Source organism: Halorarius litoreus (assembly GCF_024362405.1).
Classification (GTDB): domain Archaea; phylum Halobacteriota; class Halobacteria; order Halobacteriales; family Haloarculaceae; genus Halorarius; species Halorarius litoreus.
The window spans coordinates 3981852-4002298 of the sequence record NZ_CP101454.1; the positions used below are offsets into that span (position 1 = coordinate 3981852).

At 65.4% G+C, this 20447-nt stretch carries 16 protein-coding genes and 1 tRNA gene; 4 read left to right on the forward strand and 13 right to left on the reverse strand.

The features are described from left to right. Positions 1-10 precede the first annotated feature (10 nt). Positions 11-1759: an acyl-CoA carboxylase subunit beta gene (locus tag NL126_RS20935; RefSeq protein ID WP_255196826.1), complete on the forward strand. Its 1749-nt coding sequence runs from the start codon at positions 11-13 to the stop codon at positions 1757-1759. Here the strand turns inward: NL126_RS20935 and NL126_RS20940 are convergent. From NL126_RS20940 to NL126_RS20975, 8 genes are all read right to left on the reverse strand, one after another. Beyond that, positions 1756-2733, reverse strand: coding sequence for a hypothetical protein (locus NL126_RS20940; protein ID WP_255196827.1), 978 nt, complete (start codon positions 2731-2733; stop codon positions 1756-1758). The two genes, NL126_RS20935 and NL126_RS20940, sit on opposite strands and share 4 nt — an antisense overlap. A 58-nt stretch (positions 2734-2791) precedes the next feature. Further along, a tRNA-Gln gene (locus NL126_RS20945) sits at positions 2792-2864 on the reverse strand. A 107-nt stretch (positions 2865-2971) separates the two neighbouring features. Then, entirely contained in the window at positions 2972-3409 is a 438-nt protein-coding gene (locus NL126_RS20950; RefSeq protein WP_255196828.1) for a metal-dependent transcriptional regulator, read from the reverse strand. Further along, entirely contained in the window at positions 3406-3888 is a 483-nt protein-coding gene (locus NL126_RS20955; protein ID WP_255196829.1) for a ferritin-like domain-containing protein, read from the reverse strand. Before NL126_RS20955 ends, NL126_RS20950 begins: the two co-directional genes overlap by 4 nt. 169 nt (positions 3889-4057) lie before the next feature. Beyond that, complete coding sequence (gene sufD, locus NL126_RS20960; RefSeq protein ID WP_255196830.1) at positions 4058-5275, reverse strand: Fe-S cluster assembly protein SufD; 1218 nt, start codon at positions 5273-5275, stop codon at positions 4058-4060. 1 nt (position 5276) lies between these two features. Then, the gene (gene sufB / locus NL126_RS20965) at positions 5277-6707 is read right to left on the reverse strand and encodes a Fe-S cluster assembly protein SufB (RefSeq protein WP_255196831.1); all 1431 of its coding nucleotides are present in this window, start codon (positions 6705-6707) and stop codon (positions 5277-5279) included. A 57-nt stretch (positions 6708-6764) separates the two neighbouring features. After that, the gene (locus NL126_RS20970; protein WP_255196832.1) at positions 6765-7673 is read right to left on the reverse strand and encodes an ABC transporter ATP-binding protein; all 909 of its coding nucleotides are present in this window, start codon (positions 7671-7673) and stop codon (positions 6765-6767) included. A gap of 114 nt (positions 7674-7787) precedes the next feature. Continuing rightward, complete coding sequence (locus NL126_RS20975) at positions 7788-13004, reverse strand: DNA polymerase domain-containing protein (RefSeq protein ID WP_255196833.1); 5217 nt, start codon at positions 13002-13004, stop codon at positions 7788-7790. 163 nt (positions 13005-13167) lie between these two features. On the opposite strand from NL126_RS20975, the gene NL126_RS20980 reads away from it, so the two are divergent. The 3 genes from NL126_RS20980 (at position 13168) to NL126_RS20990 (ending at position 14267) form a co-directional block, all read left to right on the forward strand. After that, positions 13168-13350, forward strand: coding sequence for a DUF7331 family protein (locus tag NL126_RS20980; RefSeq protein WP_255196834.1), 183 nt, complete (start codon positions 13168-13170; stop codon positions 13348-13350). Positions 13351-13470: 120 nt separating this feature from the next. Next, complete coding sequence (locus NL126_RS20985; protein ID WP_255196836.1) at positions 13471-13851, forward strand: DUF7322 domain-containing protein; 381 nt, start codon at positions 13471-13473, stop codon at positions 13849-13851. Next, complete coding sequence (locus NL126_RS20990; RefSeq protein WP_255196837.1) at positions 13848-14267, forward strand: DUF7346 family protein; 420 nt, start codon at positions 13848-13850, stop codon at positions 14265-14267. The genes NL126_RS20985 and NL126_RS20990 overlap by 4 nt, the downstream gene beginning before the upstream one ends. 1 nt (position 14268) lies before the next feature. Here NL126_RS20990 and rad50 read toward each other — a convergent pair whose 3' ends face one another. From rad50 to NL126_RS21015, 5 genes are all read right to left on the reverse strand, one after another. Next, positions 14269-16962 carry a DNA double-strand break repair ATPase Rad50 gene (gene rad50 / locus NL126_RS20995; RefSeq protein WP_255196838.1) on the reverse strand — a complete coding sequence of 898 codons (2694 nt, stop codon included), beginning with the start codon at positions 16960-16962 and terminating at the stop codon, positions 14269-14271. After that, the gene (gene mre11 / locus NL126_RS21000) at positions 16959-18374 is read right to left on the reverse strand and encodes a DNA double-strand break repair protein Mre11 (protein ID WP_255196839.1); all 1416 of its coding nucleotides are present in this window, start codon (positions 18372-18374) and stop codon (positions 16959-16961) included. The genes rad50 and mre11 overlap by 4 nt, the downstream gene beginning before the upstream one ends. A gap of 10 nt (positions 18375-18384) precedes the next feature. Next, positions 18385-18741, reverse strand: a complete 357-nt coding sequence (locus NL126_RS21005) for a DUF7966 family protein (protein ID WP_255196840.1) — start codon at positions 18739-18741, stop codon at positions 18385-18387. A gap of 50 nt (positions 18742-18791) precedes the next feature. After that, positions 18792-20000 (reverse strand): right-handed parallel beta-helix repeat-containing protein, encoded by a 1209-nt coding sequence (locus tag NL126_RS21010; protein ID WP_255196841.1) that lies wholly within the window; start codon positions 19998-20000, stop codon positions 18792-18794. Positions 20001-20101: 101 nt separating this feature from the next. Next, the gene (locus NL126_RS21015) at positions 20102-20362 is read right to left on the reverse strand and encodes a MarR family transcriptional regulator (protein WP_255196842.1); all 261 of its coding nucleotides are present in this window, start codon (positions 20360-20362) and stop codon (positions 20102-20104) included. Positions 20363-20447: the final 85 nt, after the last annotated feature.

The window sequence follows — 20447 nt, forward strand, 5'->3', positions numbered from 1 at the left end:
GAGTAGAAGCATGAAAGTCCGTATCGGGGCCGACGCGAGCCGCGAAGAGGCAGAAGCCATCGCGAGCGCGCTCGCCGAGCACACCGACGACGACGAGATCGAGGTGTACGTCGGGGACGAACCGGACCCGGTTCTGGTCCGCGAGGTCGACCTCACCGCGCCCATCGCAGACGACCTGGGCCCGACGGACCGCGAGGAGCGCCTGCGCGAGGAGATCGCCGACATCGAGGAGGGTGGACCCGAGAAGTACCGCGACCGACTCCCCGAACAGAACAAGCTGTTCGTCCGCGACCGCCTCGACCTCTGGTTCGGCGAGGACGGACTCAACTTCGAGGACGGGAAGTTCGCGCACTTCGACGCGTGGCACCCCAACTCCCCCAACGTCGACGAGTACGACGAGTCGGACAGGGTTCCGGCCGACGGGATGCTCACGGGCGCCGCCGAGTTCGAGGGCCGGGACGTCCACTTCATGGCCAACGACTTCACCGTCAAAGCGGGCTCGATGGCAAAGCGAGGGACCGAGAAGTTCCTCAAGATGCAGCAGCGCGCACTGAAGACCGGGCTGCCGGTCCTCTACCTTATGGACTCGTCCGGTGGCCGTATCGACAAGCAGACGGAGTTCTTCGCCAATAGAGAAGGAATCGGGAAGTACTACTACAACCACTCGATGCTGTCGGGGCGCGTCCCGCAGATCTGCGTGCTGTACGGTCCGTGTATCGCGGGCGCCGCCTACACCCCCGTGTTCGCCGACTTCACCATCATGGTCGAGGGGATGTCCGCGATGGCCATCGCCTCCCCGCGGATGGTCAAGATGGTCACCGGCGAGGACATCGACATGCAGGACCTCGGCGGGCCCGAGATCCACGCCAAATACTCCTCGTCCGCGGACCTGGTCGCCCGCGACGAGGAACATGCCCGCGATTTGGTCTCGCAGCTCATCACGTACCTGCCGGACAACAGCGACGAGAAGCCGCCGCGCTCGAAGTCGAAGCCGCCCGTCAAATCGCCCGAAGGTATCGACGCGGTGATTCCCGAGGCGCCGAACGAGGCGTACGACATGGAGGACGTCATCGACCGCGTCGTCGACCACGGCTCGTACTTCGAACTCCAGCCCGACTTCGGCAAGGAGATAATCACCGCGTTTGCCCGCGTCGACGGCCGCCCCATCGGCATCGTCGCCAACCAGCCGGACGAGCGCGCGGGCGCCATCTTCCCCGACGCCGCCGAGAAGGCCGCCCAGTTCGTCTGGAAATGTGACGCGTTCAACATCCCGCTGCTCTACCTCTGTGACACGCCCGGGTTCATGGCCGGCTCCGCCGTCGAGAAGGAGGGCATCCTGGAGAAAGGCAAGAAGATGATCTACGCAACCTCGGAGGCGACGGTGCCAAAGCAGTGTGTTATCGTCCGCAAGGCGTACGGTGCGGGCATCTATGCGATGTCCGGGCCGGCCTACGACCCCGAGTCCACCATCGCGCTCCCGCCGGGCGAAATCGGCATCATGGGTCCCGAAGCCGCCATCAACGCCGTCTACGCGAACAAGCTCAACGCCATCGACGACCCCGAGGAGCGTGCCGAGATGGAACAGCAACTACGCGAGGAGTACCGACAGGACATCGACGTCCATCGGATGGCGAGCGAGGTCGTCATCGACGAGATCGTCCCCCCATCGGAGCTTCGAACCGAACTCGCCGCGCGGTACGCGTTCTACGAGGACGTGGAGAAACAGCGGCCGAACAAGAAACACGGCACCGTCCTCTAGTCCCAGGCCGGCTGGTACTCCCCGGAAACTGGCTTCGTCGTATCGACCCACTCCGCGCGCCCCGCCTCGCTCGTCGCCTGTACCTTCTGTTCGCCGTCGACGCGATACCGCAGCGTCACCTCGGAGACCGAGCAGTGCGCGTTGTACCTGAGCGTGTCGTCGGGCGTCATGTACGCCACCTGCTGCCAGTGGTCGGGGTCGGCGACGACCTCGGCGGTGAGTTGGACGCCGTCACCCGTCCCCGTGAACCGCCAGTGGCCGGGCTCCAGTCGCTCGTTACGGTTCGCGCGGGGGCCGACGACGTGGTGAAGCCGGTTGAGCTCGTGGACGACGCCGTCGCGCCGCAGACACATCGACAGCGTGCCGTCGAGGTTCAGACACTCCAGCGAGAGCGACGGATCGTCGAACCCGTTGCACTGCACCCACGTCCACGTCGGCGGTGGTGACGCCCCGAGCGTGTGTCCCTGGTGGCCCGGCACGTCATCGAACGTGAGCGTCCGGTCGCCGACCGTCACCTCGCCGCTCACGCGGACGGCCTCGTTGCGACTCCAGTGTTTGCCCGTTCCTGCCACCCGATACAGGAAATCCGTGAGCCGCTGGCTCCGGAGCGGCGTGAAGGCGTAGTCGTCCGGCGTGTACGAGAGGTCCCACGACACGTCGTCAAGGTCTCCCTGCGTGCGGCCGGAGGTGAGCGTTCCTGTGGGGAGGTCGTACGCGAACGGCGCGTCGTCAAGGGTCGCATCTGACAGCGGGAACGACCGCGACCGGAATACGGAATTGCCCTCTGTGTCGGTGAGGGCGGCCCACAGCCGTGCCTCCTGTCGGCCACCCTCAGTCGAGAGCAGTGTGTAGCGGTACCAGAACGCCGCCGACCCATCTGCGGGGCCGGCGAGCCCGTACCACACCTCACGGGCCGGTTCGCCCACCGGAACCGGCCAGTCGTACACCGCAGCGTTGCGGTCGTATCTCGGCATGACCGGTACGAAACTGGCCACGAGGTTATAGTTTCCGAATGTATCAAAATTTTTATAGTAGCCCCGAGCGGATTCGAACCGCTGTCAGAAGCTCCAAAGGCTTCTATGATTGGCCACTACACCACGGGGCTTCGCTTCGCTCGCCCCGCAAGCCTCGCAGTTCCGACGGAACTGCTCACTACCACGGGGCTTCGATGACGGCTACGGGACTCCCGTACAAATGGTTAACTTCTCGTCGTCAGTCCGCCGCCTCGGAGACCGCATCGAGTTCGAGCAGCGAACAGACGTCGTCCTCCGCGTCGAAGCAGTCCGGGCACTGCTCCGAGCGGTCGATGATGGTGTCGAGGCGTTCGGCGACCGTCTCGTCGATGACCGACTCGAGCTGCTTGGCCTCCAGTTGGAACTCCTCGACTTCGAGTACCTCGACGAGGAACCGCTCGATGATGCAGTACGTCTCCAGCGCCTCACGAGCCTCCCGAATTCCCTCGTCGGTGAGCGAGACGCCCTTGTACTTCTCGTGGTCGGCGAGCCCTCGCTCCTGGAGCTTGCCGATCATCTCGTTGGCGCTCGCGGGGGAGACGCCGACGGTGTCGGCGATGTCGCCGGTCGATGCGGGACCGTCTTCGGCCTGCTGGATGAGATAGATCGCTTTCAGGTACTGGCGCTGGGTGTTCATTGTGCCTCCATCAGCCGCGTCACTTGCTCGACGCCCTCTGCCTCGTCGTCGCGGATCTCCCGGAGCGTATCGAGGAGGCGGTCGCGGTCCACGCTGAACTCGACATCGGAGGCCTGCACGGCCCCGATGAGGTCGTCGTAGAACTTGTACGCCGTCTCCTCGCTGGCGAGTTGGTCGTACAGCACGCCGTCCGTGTCGGTGTCGGACTCGTAGCGGGCGGCGACGAGCTGTTCGATCTCTTCGTACGCCACCGGGTCGGCTTCAAGCTCGCTGACGAGCCCCTCGAGCCGCTCGCGGTGACCGGCGGACTCCTCGGCGGCGTGGTGGAGCATCTCGTCGATGGCCTCGCTCCGTTCGGCGTCAGGGAGCGTCTCGTAGTGCTTCTGCGCACGGGCCTCGACGACCTCCTCCAGCACCATCCCGATCTGCAGCAGGCGGGCGAGCTGGTGGTCGGAGGCGACCGGATAGGTGAGACTCATCGCGTCCCCCCAGTACGGTCGAATAGCGATACGACGGACGCAGTCATGCCCGATTTTCGGGTGTGCGGGGACTTAAGCGGTTCCCTCCGGCGGGCCACGAACCGCACACCGGCGGCTCGGCCGTGGTCGCGGTCGAAAGAAACGCGGTGGCCGTGGTCGAGTGTACTCGCTACTCTCGAGCCCGCAGCCGCTCCCGAATGCGTGCCTGGAGGTCCTCGCGGAGTTCGTCGACCTCGATCTCCTCCATGACCGGGACGTAGAACCCCTCGACGAGCATGTTGCGGGCGACGCGCTCGGGAATCGACCGGGAGCTCATGTAGAACATGTCCTCCGCGTCGACCTGCCCGACCGTCGCGGAGTGGCTCGCTTCGGTGTCGTGGTTGTTGATGATGAGCTTCGGGGAGGCGTCGGCCTCGCTCTCGTCCGACAGCATCAGCGTGTTCTCCCGCTGGTAGGAGTTCGTGTCCCACGCCTCGCGGCCGACGTTCTGGACGCCCTCGTACACCGAGCGCGCCTGGTCGTCGATGACCCCGCGGGTGACGAGGTCGGCGGTGGTGTGCTCGGCGTTGTGCCAGACACGGGCAGCGACGTCGAAGTGCTGGTCGTCGTGGCCGTAGAAGGCCCCGACGATCTTCGTCTCCGAGCTGTCGCCGTTCAGGTGCGTCTCGACGCTGGACTTGGTGAGTCGCGACCCGATGTTGGCGTCGATGAAGTCGACCTGCCCGTAGGTGTCGGTGACGCCCTCCTTCAGCTGGTAGTTGTACGTCGTCTGGTCGAGGTCCTGCAGCGAGCCGTACTGGACGTACGCGTTCTCGCCGGTCACGACCTCGACGAGGCCGGAGTAGTACCGGTTGCCGTCGAGGTCGTCCCCAGTCTCCTGCCGTTCGAGCAGCGTGACCGACGCGGACTCCTCGGCGATGACGAGCGTGTAGTTGAACAGCGAGCGGCTGTTCATCGTCGTCCGCACCTTCACGTCCTCGGCGTCGACGCCTTCGGGGACGTGGACGACCGTCCCCGTGGAGAACAGCGCCGTCGACAGCGCCGTCAGGTAGTTCGTCTGCGGGTCGACGACCGAGCCGAAGTGCTCCTTCAGAAGCGCCTCGTGCTCGTCGACCGCCTCCGCGAACGAGAGGACCTCGGCCTCGTCGGGACCGAGCTGGTCTTTGTCCTCAGCGGCGTTCAGGGGGTCGACCAGCGAGTCGTAGTCGAGGTCAGCGAGGTCGGTCCACTTGCGGCCGGGCGTCTTGATGACGTCCGGGAACGCGAGGTCGTCCAGCGCCTCGAGCGCCTCGAGCCGGGTCTCGAGGAGCCACTCGGGCTCGCCGAGCGACTCCGAAATCTGGCGGACCGTCGCTTCGTCGATGGTTGCGTGTACCTGCGTACTCATCTTATCCGAGGCTCCCCTCCATCTCCAGTTCGATGAGGCGGTTGAGTTCGACCGCGTACTCGATGGGCAACTCCTCCGTGATGGGCTCGATGAAGCCGGCGACGATCATCTGCTTGGCGTCGTCGTCGTCCAGGCCGCGCGACTGGAGGTAGAAGACGTCCTCGTCGCCGATTTTACCCACAGTAGCCTCGTGGGCGACGTCGACCTTCGACTCCTGAATCTCCATGTACGGCATCGTGTCCGACGTCGACTCGTTGTCGAACATCAGCGCGTCACACTCGACCGACGTGGAGGAGCCCTCCGCGCCGTCCGAGATGTGGACGAGGCCGCGGTAGTTCGTGCGGCCGCCGTCCTTCGAGATGGACTTCGACTCGATGGTCGACTTCGTGTTCGGCGCGTTGTGGTACACCTTCGCACCGGTGTCGATGTTCTGGCCCTCGCCAGCGAACGCGATGGTGATGTGGTTGTCCGTCGCGCCCGGGCCCTTCAGAATCGTGGCCGGGTACAGCATCGTGGCCTTCGAGCCCATCGAGCCCGAGACCCACTCCATCGTCCCGTCGGCTTCGACGATGGCGCGCTTCGTGTTGAGGTTGTACGTGTTCTTCGACCAGTTCTGCACGGTCGAGTACTGGACGTGGGCGCCCTCGCCGACGAACACCTCGACACCTCCCGAATGAAGGTTGAAGTGGCTGTACTTCGGCGCGGAGCAACCCTCGATGTAGTGGACTTCCGAGCCCTTCTCCGCGACGATGAGCGTGTGTTCGAACTGGCCCATCCCCTCGGAGTTCATCCGGAAGTACGCCTGCACCGGCATCTCGACCGTCACGTCCTCGGGGACGTAGACGAACGAGCCGCCGGACCAGATCGCCCCATGCAGTGCGGCGAACTTGTTGTCGCTCGGGGGGACGCACTTCGTCATGAAGTACTCCTTGACGATGTCGGGGTGCTCACGGACCGCGCGGTCCATGTCCATGAAGATGACACCCTTCTCCTCCCACTGCTCCTGCATGTTCTGGTAGACGATCTCCGACTCGTACTGGGCGCCCACACCGGAGAGCGCGTTGCGCTCCGCCTCGGGAATGCCCAGCTTGTCGAAGGTGTCGCGGATCTCCTCGGGGAGGTCCTCCCACTTCTCCGCGCCGCCACGTGTCTCGATGTCGGGGCGGATGTACGGGACGATCTCGTCGATGTCGACCTCCGAGAGGTCGGGCTGCCCCGGCCAGTCGGTCGGCATCGGCATCTGCTGGAACTGCTTGAGCGCGCGCAGGCGGCGCTCGAGCATCCACTCGGGCTCGTCCTTGTCCTCCGAGATGACGCGGACGGTCTCCTCCGTCAGCCCCTTCTCGGACTTGAAGGCGGATTTCTCCTCCTTCTTGAACTCGAACCGAGCCTCGGTGTCGGTCTCTTTGAGGTGGTCTTGATCTGAACTCATGTGATTGATTTCGCTTGGGTCTGTTTACTTAATAGGCTGTTCCGTAACCACCTTCAGTTACGCCGTCTCGAAGGCCTCCTCGCGCACCCAGTCGTAGCCCTTCTCCTCGAGCTTCTCCGCGAGGGAGGCGTCGCCCTCCTTCACGACCTTACCGTCGAGCATGATGTGGACGTAGTCCGGCTCGACGTAGTCGAGGATCCGCTGGTAGTGGGTGATCTGGAGGATGCCCGTGCCGACCTCGTCGCGAAGCGCGTTGATGCCCTTCGAGACGTCCTGCAGGCGGTCGATGTCGAGCCCGGAGTCGATCTCGTCGAGGACGGCGATCGAGGGTTCGAGGATCGCCGCTTGCAGTACCTCGTTCTGCTTCTTCTCCCCGCCGGAGAAGCCGGCGTTGAGGTAGCGCTGGGCGAACCGCTCGTCCATGTCGAGCAGCTCCATCTTCTCCTGGAGCAGCTGCTGGAACTCGGCGACGCCGACCTCGCCGTCGTCGGGGTTCCCCTCCATCGGGGAGGTGTCGTAGCCGACGTCGTCCTCGTCGTCGTCGGCCTCGTCGTCGTCTTCGAACAACTCCTCGCGCTCTTCGAGCTTCGCGTTGAGCGCCGTCCGCAGGAAGTTGACCATCGTGACCCCTTCGATTTCGGCGGGGTACTGGAAGCCGAGGAAGATGCCAAGCGCGGCCCGCTCGTTCGGTTCGAGGTCGAGCAGGTTCCAGGTGCGCTTGTCCTCGGGGATGTCGAAGTCGCCGAAGTCACCCTCCTCGAGGCGGAGCAGAATCTCCCCTTCTGTCACCTCGTAGGCCGGGTGGCCCGCGATGATCTTCGCCGTGGTCGATTTCCCGGAGCCGTTCGGCCCCATCAGCGCGTGAATCTCACCGGACGAGACTTCGAGGTCGACACCGCGAAGGATGGTCTCGCCACCCTCCTCGGCGACCTCAGCGTGCAGGTTCTTGATCTCGAGCGTTGCCATTTTTGGACAGCCGAAACCTAGGGGTAAACGCGGTTAATCCTTACGGGTTCACGCCGAGGAGTTTCGAATTGGCGAAATATATTTTCCAGTGTGGGAAGAAACGGGCGGAGTCGGTCACATAAAGTTCCCGAGTCCGGTCTGCTCCTGGCCGTCCCTGACCTCCTCCCACGAGACGTCGAGCGCCTCCAGAATCCGCTCGATGGGCCCTTTCAGCGTCTTGTCGAGCATCTTGTCCCAGTCGACCTCGAACTCCTCGGGCACCTCGTCGGCGTACTCGAAGCAGATGACGTCCGGGTCACGTTTGAACTCGCCGTAGAGGGGGTCCGAACGGGCGTCGAGCCCCTTCTCGGCCTCCACGCGTGTCCAGAAGTCCGGGTGGACCTTCTTCAGGTAGAGCCGCTTCGGCTTCGAGCCACGCTGGAAGTTCGTCCCGAGCAGAAGGTTCGCGTACTTCGCGCCGCGGACGTGCGCGGTGTCGGTGTCGTAGTTGTCGAGGCGCTTGCCGATACCACCGGGGATGGCGATGTCGTCGAGCGGGCGCTCGCCCTTCTGGAACTCCTCGATGACGTCGTGGACGTACGTCTTCACGCCCTCGACGTCACCCTCCTCGACGATGAGTTCGAGCACGTGCTTCTGGACCTCCTTCGTGACCGGGGCAATGTCCGACCGCTTGTACTCGAACCCCGTGATGTCGATGTCGTCGACGTCCTTGCCCTCCTTCCAGACGATGTGGCCCGCGTATCGCTTCTTCTTGCCCGCCTGGAAGAACCGGCGATAGAGCTTCTCGAACTCGATCTGGAAGCGGTGGTGATGTGCATTCAGTTCGTCGAGCGCGAACTCGTCGTACGAGTCGTTGATGTACTCCTCGAGTTCGAACGACTGCTCGATGGCGTCCTCTTTGGAGATGCCGGCACCGAGTTCCAGCATGACGCTGTCGGTGTCCCCATAGATAACTTCTTTGTCAATATCGTTCGCGGCTTCCTCGGTGTGCTCGATGACACGACGACCGGTTGCAGTGACCGCTGCGCCCATCTCCTTGTCGTAGAGGCGGAAGCGGTCCCAGCCTAGAACGCCGTAGAGCGACTGTCCGACGAACTGGAACGTCCCGTTCCGGCCTGCAAGCAGCGTGTGATTGTCTTGAACGGTGACGCAGTACACACCATCGTCGGCCGTGCTCCGATCGCCAGAGCGGTGCATCCGGAAGCTGTTCTTCCCGTCTTCGGTGCAGTAGATCCGCCACGAACCGCTGTCGTGGTTGTAGCTCGCCGTGAGGCCGAGGTGGGTACAGAGCCGGAGCACGTCGTCGCGGAGGCGTTCGCTCGAGGTCGTGTAGCGCCAACTGTTCGGTTGCCGGTCACCGTCGCCTGCGATGAGCGTGTTCAGGAACCGGCGTTTCTGTTCGTGGCTCGCGTCGAACACGAGGTCGGGAATCCGCTTCTCGAAACTGTTCGCGCCACAGAGCCGTTCGAGCACGTCGCCCAGGAGCTTCGAGGTGAACTGGTAGCTCTGGTCGTCGACGTAGTAGTCGAACCCCATCCGGTCGAGGAGCGAGCCGATATCCCGGTGGTGGTCGGTAGCACCCCCGTCGGCGAGAGCGTCCTGTGCGATCTTTACGGTCGTCGCAGACCCACGGAACTGCTCGCCGAACTGCTTCGCTTCAGACGTGTACACGTTCCCTTCGGTGGTGTACCACGCGAGGAGGTCGAGGAAGTCGTCCCCGTCGAAGGTCCGAGGGACCCACTTCCGCCCGGAGTTCCGGTGAACGTAGCTCGTTTCGCAGACCGACTCGATGTACTCGCGGTGCTGTTCGAACTCTTCAGCCGTGAAGACGTAGCCTGTCTGCCCGAGGTCGGCCTTCGGGACGCGGCGTGGCGTCCACCCCAGTTCAGCGGTGAACGTATGGCCGTTGACGTCGGGGCGAACCCAGACCTCGTACTCGCCGCTCACCAGTTCTGTAAGGTCCACGGTACCAAGGTCGTCTCCGTCGGGCCCGTCCCACCCGTGCGGCAGTTCGTAGTGCGACGAGCCGTTGAGGTCATCGGCCTCGACGAACCGGAAGTCGTCCCACGTCGCACCGTTCGTATCGTCCTTCCGAACGAGCATTCGGTGGTTCGGCGTCACGCGGAGATCCACCTTGCTCGTCTGGATGTCGACCAGCTCGTCTCGATAGTCGGGATACGCCTGGGTCTCGACCACCGGCTTGACCTCCATCTCCATCGTATCCGGGTCGAGCGAGTACACCTCGTCGCCGACGTCGAGATCGCGGATGTTACGGATGCCTGCTGGTGTAAGAACGTCTGTATCCGGCGTGAAGCAGTTCATAATAACCTTGACAGCTGCTTGCTGCCGGTCGAACCGCTCGTACTCGTCGCTCCCCGGGTCGTTGTCGTTGCGGGCGGCCTTCTTCTGCTCGCGTTCGGTGAGCAGTTCGTCGACCATCTCCCGGATGATGCCGTCCGGCTCCTTCCGGAAGTGGGTCCCGTTCGGGGCGCGGAACGTGTCACCGTCGTACCCCTCGGGGTCGACCTTCGTCTCGGGGCTCGCGTTCGTCGTCACCATACACATCGGGTACAGCGACTGTCCGACCCACTGGAAGTTCCCGTTGCGGCCGGCGAGGACGACGTGGTTGTCCTCGGCGGTAATGCAGTGAACGTTGCCGTCGTGTTCTTCAACTGTCGCGTTCGTCGCCTTCTTGAACGATCCGCGTTTGCCGATCGAGACGTACCACGCTCCATCGGACTGTTCGGAGACAGTGGGCTTGTGGCCACAACGGATTCCAATGTCGACGACGGCGTCCCGCAGATGTTCGCTCTTCGTCCAGAACTTGCGCAGTCCGGAGTCTGTGACAGAGCCGTCGCCGTCAATCATCGTCTCGAGGAGCGGTTCAAGCAGGCTTGCGTCGAGGTCGAACACCCAGTCGGGGAGCCGTTTGTCCGCATACCCCTTGCCACAGTGCTCTGACAACCACTCCTGGAGGTAGCGGTTGGAGATGTTTACACCACGGTCGTCGACGTTGTAGTTGATTCCCAGTCGGTCGAGGAGCTTCCGAATAGAGGCCCGTCCGTCCGGGTCCTGCTGGTGGATCGTGATTCGGTTCGCCTCCGCAGCGAGACTGCCTTCGGTCACGTACCACCCGAGTAGACGAAGCCAGTCATCCATCTCGAACGACAGCGGCGTTTCGCGGTGTCCCCTGTCGTACTTGAGGAACACGCCGTCAGCGTGTTCGTCGATTCGGGCTCGGTGCCCCTGGTACACCGACAGTGGGACGAGATACTTCCCGACCTTCTGCTCGAGCCCGAGAGCCTGAGAACCCCCGTGGGCGAGGTCGAGTTCGCCGGTCACAGCAGTTGGCATCCGGTCTCTGAATACCCTGAGATCGTCGTCGGAGTGCACGACGACGTGTCCCCCGTCGACCTCGTCGACGAGGTCGAACTGCTCGGGACGGTCACCGGACATCGGCTCGTGCTGCGGGAACGCGAACCGTTCGTTACTCGGAATCTCACTGTACTCGGAGAACTCGAAGTCCTCGGGGGACTGGTCATCCCACCCACGTTCCTTCGAGTACAGGAAGCGGTGGTTCTCGGTGACCTTGAGGTCGTGTGTGTTGCCGCTGATGTGGTGGAGTTCCCCGAACTGGTTCTCGTAGGTGTGCGTCTCCGCGACCGGCTTGATTTCGCACTCGAACGTTTCAGGATTCAGCGTGTACACCGAGTCACCAACCTCGAGGTTCCGAATGTTCCGGACCCCATCGGGTGTCACCACGTCTGTATCCTCACTAAAACATTTGAGGTCGAGCACCGTGACGTTCTCGCGGATGCCCGAGATCGGGTCGAACACCGCGCCACCCTCGTAGTCCTCGCTCTCGACCGTCCCCTTCGAAGGGAGCGCGAACTGCCCGTGGACCTTGTGGAGGATGTAGAGGTCGACCGCGTCCCCAGGGGTAGTGGCGTCCTCCAGCTTGCAGCCGACGAACGACGCCACCTCCTCCCAGAACGCGACGATGTCCTGCTTGCGGTCGATCTCGACACACAGCTCCACGTCCCTGACGTTGTACTCGAGGAGGCGCTCGGGGTCGTTCTCCCAGAGGTCGCCGATGGAGCCCGCGTAGCGTTCCTTCCCGACGCCGAGTTCCACCTCCGCGACCGCATCCAGCCGATAGGAGTCGAGTTCCGAGAACTGGGTGCGTTCGTAGCCGTAGAGGAGGTCGAACACGACGCGACCCTTGATGTTCGGGCCGCCCCACCCCGAGTCCCACACCTCGTTCACGCGGGAGAGGCGGTCGGCCTCCATGCCGAGTTCGCCGAGCCGGTCGACGTAGTAGGGCGCGTCGAAGTCGTCGAAGTTCCACCCCGTCAGCACGTCGGGGTCCGTCTCGTCGATGTAGTCGAGGTACGCCTCGTGCATCGCCTCCTCAGTGTCGAACACACGGATGTCGAGCGTCGCAGAGCCGGAGTCGTCGTACAGGTCGTAGTCGGGGAGGTCCGCGGGCGCTTCGACGGTCGCCGCGGGCGCGTCGAACAGCCACGCGACGTACTCATCGCGGTAGGAGTCGTGGCTGGTCATACAGATGATGGGCTCTTCGCCCTCCTCCGGGAACCCCTGGCGGTCGTCGACCTCGATGTCGAGGGTGTGGACGCGCTGGTCGGCCTCGAAGTCGACGGGGCGGAGCTGTTCGTGGTGGACTTTCAGCGAGCCGTCGCTGGTGCGCTGGCAGGGCACCTCGACACCGGATTTGATGTCCTTGTCGATGAGCAGGCGATTCGGGAACAGAATGTCCGCCTCGTAGTGGTCGTAGCGGTCACGCAGCTGGCCCACGTCGCGCGGGGTCTGTCCCTGTACCTTGACCAGCTGCTCGCCCCGGATGGACTCGTAGGTGACGACCTCGTCCGCCTCGTCGCCGTCGAGGGTGGGGTCGAGCTGGCCACGCGTCTCGAGGCCGATGATGCGCTCTTCCATCAGCCGGTCGTCGGTGAAGTGCCCTTCTCGAAGCGGGTCGTCGCCGGGGTCGTCGTGTGCGAGGTCCGCGACGGGCGTGTAGAAGTACGGGAGGAAGTCGAGGACGCGGACGTGTTCCACCTCGTTGTCCGCGGTGCGGCCGAACACGTGGAGGACGGGGTACTCGTCGCTGCCATACCCCTCGATGGTGTAGTCGACCTGCGTGACGAACAGCTCGACCGTGCCGTCTGCCTCGGGGAACCGGTGTTGAGAGGTGTCGACGAGTTCGGCCACCTCGTCCCCCTCGGTGACGTGCCGTGCCTCCTCGACCTCCTCGTCCGGGGGCTCGTCCCCGGACCCGCCGAACGCAGAGAAAGTAGACTGCTGCTCGCTCATGGATAGCGACCCTTTGCCCCGGCCAGTAAAAACCCCCGTGGTCGGTGGGTCGCGACCGTCCTGACACCCACCACGACAGACTCCACCGTTCGTATCGAGCGCCGATACGGGCACAAGGCATTTAGTATGTCAAAGAGTACCAAAGAGACAGGTGAGACACATCATGCCTGAATCACCCAAGTCGGAGGCGGATAGCCCGGGTTCGGAGCCCGAGCCAGCCGAGTCGGACGCCGTCCGCGCGACGGAGGCGTACGAGACAGACGAGGGCGTGGTGTTCTACGATTCGGAGAACCCAACCGCGTGGATGCAGGCGCGGGCAACCCTCAAGCTGAAGGAGATGGCCTGAAGCGCCTCGGTCGTCGCACAGTACACGACAGCGACCGCCGAGTCACAACCACAACCCGCGTAGCTGCAGGTGGCCCGTCTGAACGAACCGCTTTTCCTGTCAGGTAACGTTCGGTCGACTGTGAGCGACAAGCGCCGGAAGGTCAAATCGCGACTCAAGCAGTCCGGCGAGGACGGCGCGAACCCCTGGCCCGACGAGCCGGCGGAGTTCGACCCCCACAGTCTCGGGCCGGCCACCGGCCTCTCGACAGGGGACGAGGACTACGACGTCGACGACGAGACGTTCCGCTCGTTTTACGCCGCGGTCGTCCTCGCGAACATCGGCCTGTTCGGCGTGACCGTCGGCCCGATGCTCTGGTTCTTCCGCGGCGAGACACTCATCGGCGGCGGCCTGTTCGTCGTGGGGGCCGTCGCCATCGCGCGCACCTACCGCATCCAGCAGCGGTACAAGCAGCGCCGCAAGAACGAGTCGGACCCCAGCGACGACCCCTCGAACACATGAGAACCGTCGAGACCGACGACGGGACCCGGTATCTGCTCGTCAAACAGTCGAGCGAGTCGAGCCGAGTTCGCGACCCCACGACCGGCGAGGAACAGTACCTCCCGAACGCCGACCTCACCGTAGTCGACGCCGGGCCGCTGGAGACGGCCGCCGCTGCGGTCCCCGAGGCCACCCGGACGCTCCTGACGGCGACGCACGACGAGCGGGCGCTCGGACTCCTGCTGGAACTCCGGCGTCGCGGGCCGGTGCCGGTTCGGTCGTTGCTCGGCGACTACGACCTCTGTGAGTCGGACCTGCTCGGTATCCTCACCGAGTTCCGGGTCGCCGGGCTCGTCGAGGAAGCCGACGCCGCGGGGGAGCGGGGCTACCGGCTCACCGAACAGGGCGAGACGGCACTCGCCCCCCTCCTCGACTGACTCAGCCGAACGACGCCAGTGCGGCCGCGTCGGCGGCGTCCGCCCGCTCCACGTCCGACCGGTTCGTCGTCGGGTCCTTCCGCACCGTGACGAGGTCGTCGGCCGCACCCACCAGCTCCTCGTCGTGGCTGACGACGACGATCTGTTCGACGCCCAGGCGTCGCATCGACTCGACGAGTTCCACGAGCTTCGAGACGTGTCCGGAGTCGAGGAACACCGTCGGCTCGTCGAGGATGAGCGGCGGCATCGGTGCGGTCCCCTCGATTCCCTCCGAGAGGAGCCGGTAGATGGCACACCGCAGCGAGAGGTTGAAGATGGCCCGCTCGCCGCCCGACAGCTGCTCGGGGTCGAGGGGTTCGCCGTCCTTCTGGTACACCGTCAGCTCGTAGTCGCCGTCGAGCTCGATGTGCGAGTAGGCGTCGTTGCCGTAGACGAGGTCGAACGTCTCGTTGAGCATCCGCTCGAGTTTGGTGACGTTCCGCTGGCGCAGTTCGGCCCGCAGGTCGGCGTACATCTCCTGGAGCTGGTGGGCCTCCATGTACAGCGAGTCGAGGCGCTCGACGGTCGCCGCGAGGTCGTCACGGCGCTCGCGTAGTTCTTCCAGCGCCGAAATCTCCTGTTCGACCGCACCGACCGTTGCCTGCAGGTCGTCGCGCTCGCTCCGTAGCTCCTCGAGCTTCGGCTCCACCTGGTCGAGGTAGTTCTCGGCCTTCTGCTTCTTCGTGCGCGCGTCGTCGATGACACTCTCGTCGACCGCGTCCGCGAGGTCGGCCTTCCGCTCGCGCTTGTCCGCGAGCTGGTCCCGCCGGAGGTCGTTCTGCTCCTCGAGGCTCGACCGCTCCTCGCGTCGCTTCTCGATCTCGTCGGTGGTCGCGTCGAGGTCGTCGTAGCGCGCGGCGATGGTCTCGACGCGCTCGATGGCCGCCTTCAGCTCGGCGGACTCGCCGTTGAGTTCGCCCATCGTCTGCCGGGCTTCGTCCGCGTTGGCTTCGGATTCGGCAGCGGCCTCGCGTTTGGCTTCGGCCTGCTCGTCGAGTTCCTCGGCCCGCTCTCGGAGGTCGGCGATGCGCTCTTCCTCGCTGTCGAGTCCCGACGCCCGCTCCTCGACGAGCTGTTCGAGCGTCTCCCGCTCGGACTGGAGGTCGGCGAGGTCGTCGGCACGCGCTACGAGGTCCTCGGCGCGTTCGAGGTCGGCCTGCAGGTCCTCGCGCTGCTCGCGCAGGTCCTCGAGGTCTGCTTCGAGGTCGGCCACCCGTTCGCGGTCGTCGTCGACCGATTCGACGTGGGGGGAGTCGTCGACCGGCTGGCCGCATTCGGGACACTTCCCCTCCTCGAGGAGCCGTTCCGCCTCCGCGACCGCCTCACGCGCGTTCTTCAGGTCGGCCTTCAGGCCCGCGATAGCTTCGTTGACCTCGGCGAGCTCCTCGGCGACGGCCTCGCGGTGGTCGTCGGCCCCCTCGGGCGAAACCGGGGCATCGTCGAACGCGGCACGCGCCGTCTCGATCTCCTCGCCGAGCGATTCGACCTGTTCGCGCTGGTCCTGAATCCTCTCTCGGGTCTCTTCGAGTTCGGCTTCGAGGTCGTCGGCCTCCTCGCGGGCGGTCGCCGCCTGCGTCTCGAACTCCTGGGCGCGTTCGTGGGCGTTCTCGGCCGCGCTGGAGTGCTTCTGTATCTCGCCCGTCTGCGTCTGGATGCGCTCCTGGACAGCCTCGCGGTCCTCCCTGAGGGTCGCGAGCCGGTCATCGAGCGTGTCGTCGTCGAGGGCCTCGGCGCTCTCTGCGTCGAGGTCGGTGTCGGCCAGCAGCTCGCCGAGCTCGTCGCGGAGTTCGTCGGCCTGCTCCCGGAGGTCGGTGATGCGCTCGGCCCGCTGTTCGCGCTCGCGCTCCGTCTCGGCGATGGCGTCGGTGAGTTCCTCGATGTCCGACTCGACCGCCTCCAGCTCCTCCTTCCGTTCCTCGTGTTCCTCGAGGACGGCGGTGGCGTCGTCGAACTGTTTCTGGGCCCGCTCACGGTTCTCCTCGTAGCGCTCGATGTCGGCGTTCCGCTCCGAGAGCGTCGACTGCAGGCTGTTGAGTCGGTCGTGGAGGTCCTTCGCCTCCTTCTCGGCGATCTGGTTTTCGATGTCGTCGAGGAGTTCCTCCTTCCCACCGCGGACGCGGCCGACACCCACGCGAGCGTCCGAGGCTCGCTCCCGGTAGTCCTCCAGCTTCCCGAGCTGGAGCAGGTCGTCGATCATGTCCTGTCGCTCGCCGGGCGAGGCGTTGATGAGCTTGTTCACCTCGCCCTGTCGGACGTACGCGCAGTTGACGAACGCAGAGGCGTCCATCCGGAGGAGGTCGGCGACAGCAGCGCGAACGTCACGAGCGCCCTCGACGGTCCGGTCAGGAGTTTCGAGGACGCAGGTGGTGGTCTGTGCCGAGTCACCTCTGACCTTCAGCTCGCGCTCGATGCGGTAGTCGTTCCCGCCGTGGGAGAACCAGAGCTCGATGCTCGCCTCCTCCGCGCCGATGGTGATGACGTCGTCGAGCGTCTTCTCGAGGGCGCGGGCACCGTACAGCGCGAAGAAGCACGCTTCGAGGAGCGACGACTTCCCCGAGCCGTTCAGCCCGTGGATGACGGTCACGCCCTCGCCGAGCGTGAGGTCGGCGTCGTCGTAGCACTTGAAGTTCCGGAGGCGGACGCGGTGGAACCTCACAGGTAGTCCTCCATGGACGACTGGTCGTCGATACCCGTCGACGAGTCCGCAGTGTCATCGGGCTCGTCGGGCGTCTCGACGGTGTCTGCCCCCGAGGTTGCCGGCTCGGCGGCGTCCCCGGCCGCGTCGGAATCGGCGTCGGACTCGCTCCGTTCACCAGTCGGTTCCTCGTCAGGGGCGCTGTCGTCGGCCGAATCCTCGGCTGCCGAGTCCTCGCCACCGTCTGCCGCCGCATCCGTGTTCTGCATCCGGTCGGCGACGGTCTCGGTCTCGACGTCGGCCGAGGCAGGTTCGAAGGCGTCCGTATCACCCTCGTCGACCACCTCGCGGATGCGGCGCTCCACCTCGTCGGCGACGTTCGAGTCCGCGACCTTCGAGGCACGGATGGTCTCGTCGAGGTCGCGCGCCGCTGGCGAGAGCCCTAACTCGCGAACGCGCTCGCGGACGGCGTCGTCGGGGTCGGCGAACGACACCTCGATGTCGGTCTCCTCGGCGGTCTCTCGGCGGTCGTTCACGCGGGCGACGAGCGCGCCCTGTTCGTGGACGAACTCCTCGACGCGCGCCGGTTTGATGGCCTCGCCGTCACCGTCGATGGTGACGATGGCGACGGCGTCGGTGAGGTCGTGCTGCCCCACCTGCTCGCGAACGCGGTCGATGCCCTCACCCTCGCCGAGGTCGACCTCGATGTACGCGAACTCACGAGTCGGGATGCCGCGGCGAGTGATGCGCGCGTCGCCGTCGGCGAACTCGACGATGTTGTAGCCGCGCTCCTCGCGCTCGCCCGCCGAGGCGCGCTCGGTCGACCCGCAGTAGGTGATCCACGTGTCGCCGATCTCGACGCGCTCGGGGGTGTGTTCGTCACCGAGCAGCATCGCCTGGAACTCGATGTTGGTCGCGGCGAGGACCTCCTCGGCGTCCCACTCCACGTTGCCGTAGTCGGGGACGAGCGGCTCGAATAGCCCATGCGTGACGAGCGCAGCGTGGGTGGCGTCGTGCGGTTCGAACTGGTAGTCGAGGGAATCGCGTTGCGAGCGGGGAACGAAGTCCATCCCGTAGAACGCGGTGTCGCCGACGACGACCGGCTCGCTCCCGAGTCGGGTTGCGAGCCCCATCGACTCGAACAGGTCGAGCCACTGGCCGTCGCGTTTCGTCTCGTGGTTCCCGACCACGGCGAGGAACGGGACGCCCGCGTCGTCGAGGTCGCGGAGGACGGAGAGCGTGCCGAGCAGGTCCGGGAGGTCGGGGCGGCGGTCGTGGAACAGGTCGCCGGCGTGGACGACGGCGTCCACCTCGGCCTCGATGGCGTCCTCGGCGACCCGGCGGAAGGCCGCGAGGAAGTCCTCCCTGCGGGCGGGGAGGTGGTACTGCTGATAGCCGAGGTGGGTGTCACCTGTGTGGATCACCCGTGTCATGATGCCGTGGTTAGCCACCGTCCGGTAAAGGGGTATCGCGACCACGGCGGAAGTGGTCGGTCCGCGGTGGGGCTGTTCGGGCCGACGAACGGTGCGTCTCCGTGGTGGCCTCCAGCGACTGGCCGGCAGCCGCGGCCTCGAACCGTTCGAACGCGGCGATAGCGGCGCGGGCTCGTTGAGCCCGGTGGCCGTCGCCACGGGTAGCGTGGTCGTCGCGGGCGGCCACGCGTCTGAGCCGCGCGACGCCGCCCGCCGCTCGGAACGCGGCGGCGTGGTCCAGGTCACGGAGCGCGTACTCAGCTTCGACGACCGGCGAGGGGTCGGCCAGTCGGGCCAGCGCGCGCTTGGCGGCGAGGACGTCGGTCACAGGGTGGGTGGCCGCGGCTTCCGACAAGAAACCTCGGCCGACTTCTCGGGTCACTCGATGCCGAACCCGTCGGTCTGTGCCCGCGGCGAGGCCCACGAGGTTGCTCTGTCGGCCGGTCTGGGTGCGGCCTCTGGGTCGGGCATCGCCGGCTGGTCGCCGGGGGTCGGCTGGTCGCGCCATTCACCGACGGGGAACTCGCCGCGCTGGCGCTGGCGTTCGAGCGCCTCGAAGACGTCGGTGACCGCGTCGCTCCCGCTGTTGGCGTCCGTTTCGATGGCCGACGGCAGGCTCGTCTCGAAGGTGTTGTCGCGAAACTCGTTTCCTGTCCCAGCCGGCTGGCCGAGCGCGAGGTCCGCCTGCCCGGAGTCGCCCACCTGGTTCTCGCGGATCTCGTTCCCCGATGGCTCGACGACGTGGGGGTGGGCAACGATGCCGAAGTTGTCGTGGTCCCGTATCCGGTTCGCCGCGACGACGTTGTCGGAGCCACCCCACAGAAGGACGCCCATCCCGATGAGCGGGTAGTTCGGGAGCGCCGGGGCGTCGGGGTCGTTGTTCCCGTATATCTGGTTGTTCAGGATACGCGAGCCCCGCTGGGGTGGGTCCAGCGTGTCGAGGGTGTTCGGGAAGACGCCGACCTTGTTGTATCGCCAGACAGAGTCGCGGACGACCAGTGACCCCCCGGTGCTCGTGCCCGAGTAGCCGATGGCGTTGTGTTCGGCGACGACGTCCGTGATGACCGCGTCGTAGGGTCGGTTGCGCCCGAGGTAGAAGCCGGCGTCGGGGTGTCCAGACGCGTAGCTGTGTTCGAAGCGGCCGTCGCGCGAGTCGTAGGCGTAGATGCCGTAGTAGCCGTTCGTGTAGGCGGTGAGGAAACTCCCGCGGAACCCCTCGACGCCGGCCCAGTGGAACCCGTTGCGTCGGTAGAACCGTGCGGTCATGTTCTCGAGAGCGACGCCGTCGGCGGTCACGTCGAACGCGGTCCGGCGTTCGAACCCGCCGTCGAGGACGACCCCGTTGCGGTCGAGTCCCCGAACCGTCACGTCCGGCGTCGAGACGGTGACCTCCTCGGGGTAGATACCCGAAGCCACCAGCACGAGGTCGCCGCGAGTGGCGGTGTCGACGCCAGCCTGAATCGTCCCGTAGTCGTCGGGGACGCGGACCACGTCGTAGTCGCGTCGCCCCTTCGCCGTTGAGGAGTTCGGAGATCCAAACGACGCCGAACACCCAGCCGACGTGGCGACCCCGAGGGCCCCTGCCATCCGAAGAATCCGCCGTCTGGAGACCATGGTCGGAGACCCGGAACTTGGACGGCAGCGTACTTAGCGAGTCGGGCGTGACGGCGGCCGCCTGCGTTCGGAGATCACTCGATGTTCAGGGTGTAGACGCGCTTGCGGGCGTCGGTGAAGGAGAAACGAGAGGCGACGGCGTCGTGTTCTTCCAGCCGAGTGAGGGCGTACCGCACCGTCCGCGGGGGGAGCAACGTCTCCTCGGCGAGCTGTGACTGCGTGAGCCGTTCGTTGTACTCGAGCGCCTTCGCGACGAGCTTCGCGCTCGGTGGGAGGTCGCGGACGGCCTCCCATCCGTCGGCTTCGGCGTTCGGTTTCGTCTCGGTTGCACTCATCTGTACCCGCTCTACCCCATGACAGGTAATAATATTTGTTATTCGTTTTGATTACTGCAGTGCATCTATTCTGACTGCTGGTGAC

Coding starts and splice junctions, on each gene's coding strand:
- NL126_RS20980 (WP_255196834.1), top strand. CDS start 13,168: ATGCCTGAATCACCCAAGTCGGAGGCGGATAGCCCGGGTTCGGAGCCC.
- sufD (WP_255196830.1), bottom strand. CDS start 5,275: ATGAGTACGCAGGTACACGCAACCATCGACGAAGCGACGGTCCGCCAG.
- NL126_RS20935 (WP_255196826.1), top strand. CDS start 11: ATGAAAGTCCGTATCGGGGCCGACGCGAGCCGCGAAGAGGCAGAAGCC.
- NL126_RS20955 (WP_255196829.1), bottom strand. CDS start 3,888: ATGAGTCTCACCTATCCGGTCGCCTCCGACCACCAGCTCGCCCGCCTG.
- sufB (WP_255196831.1), bottom strand. CDS start 6,707: ATGAGTTCAGATCAAGACCACCTCAAAGAGACCGACACCGAGGCTCGG.
- NL126_RS20950 (WP_255196828.1), bottom strand. CDS start 3,409: ATGAACACCCAGCGCCAGTACCTGAAAGCGATCTATCTCATCCAGCAG.
- NL126_RS20970 (WP_255196832.1), bottom strand. CDS start 7,673: ATGGCAACGCTCGAGATCAAGAACCTGCACGCTGAGGTCGCCGAGGAG.
- mre11 (WP_255196839.1), bottom strand. CDS start 18,374: ATGACACGGGTGATCCACACAGGTGACACCCACCTCGGCTATCAGCAG.
- NL126_RS21015 (WP_255196842.1), bottom strand. CDS start 20,362: ATGAGTGCAACCGAGACGAAACCGAACGCCGAAGCCGACGGATGGGAG.
- NL126_RS20975 (WP_255196833.1), bottom strand. CDS start 13,004: ATGAGCGAGCAGCAGTCTACTTTCTCTGCGTTCGGCGGGTCCGGGGAC.
- NL126_RS21010 (WP_255196841.1), bottom strand. CDS start 20,000: ATGGCAGGGGCCCTCGGGGTCGCCACGTCGGCTGGGTGTTCGGCGTCG.
- NL126_RS20990 (WP_255196837.1), top strand. CDS start 13,848: ATGAGAACCGTCGAGACCGACGACGGGACCCGGTATCTGCTCGTCAAA.
- NL126_RS20940 (WP_255196827.1), bottom strand. CDS start 2,733: ATGCCGAGATACGACCGCAACGCTGCGGTGTACGACTGGCCGGTTCCG.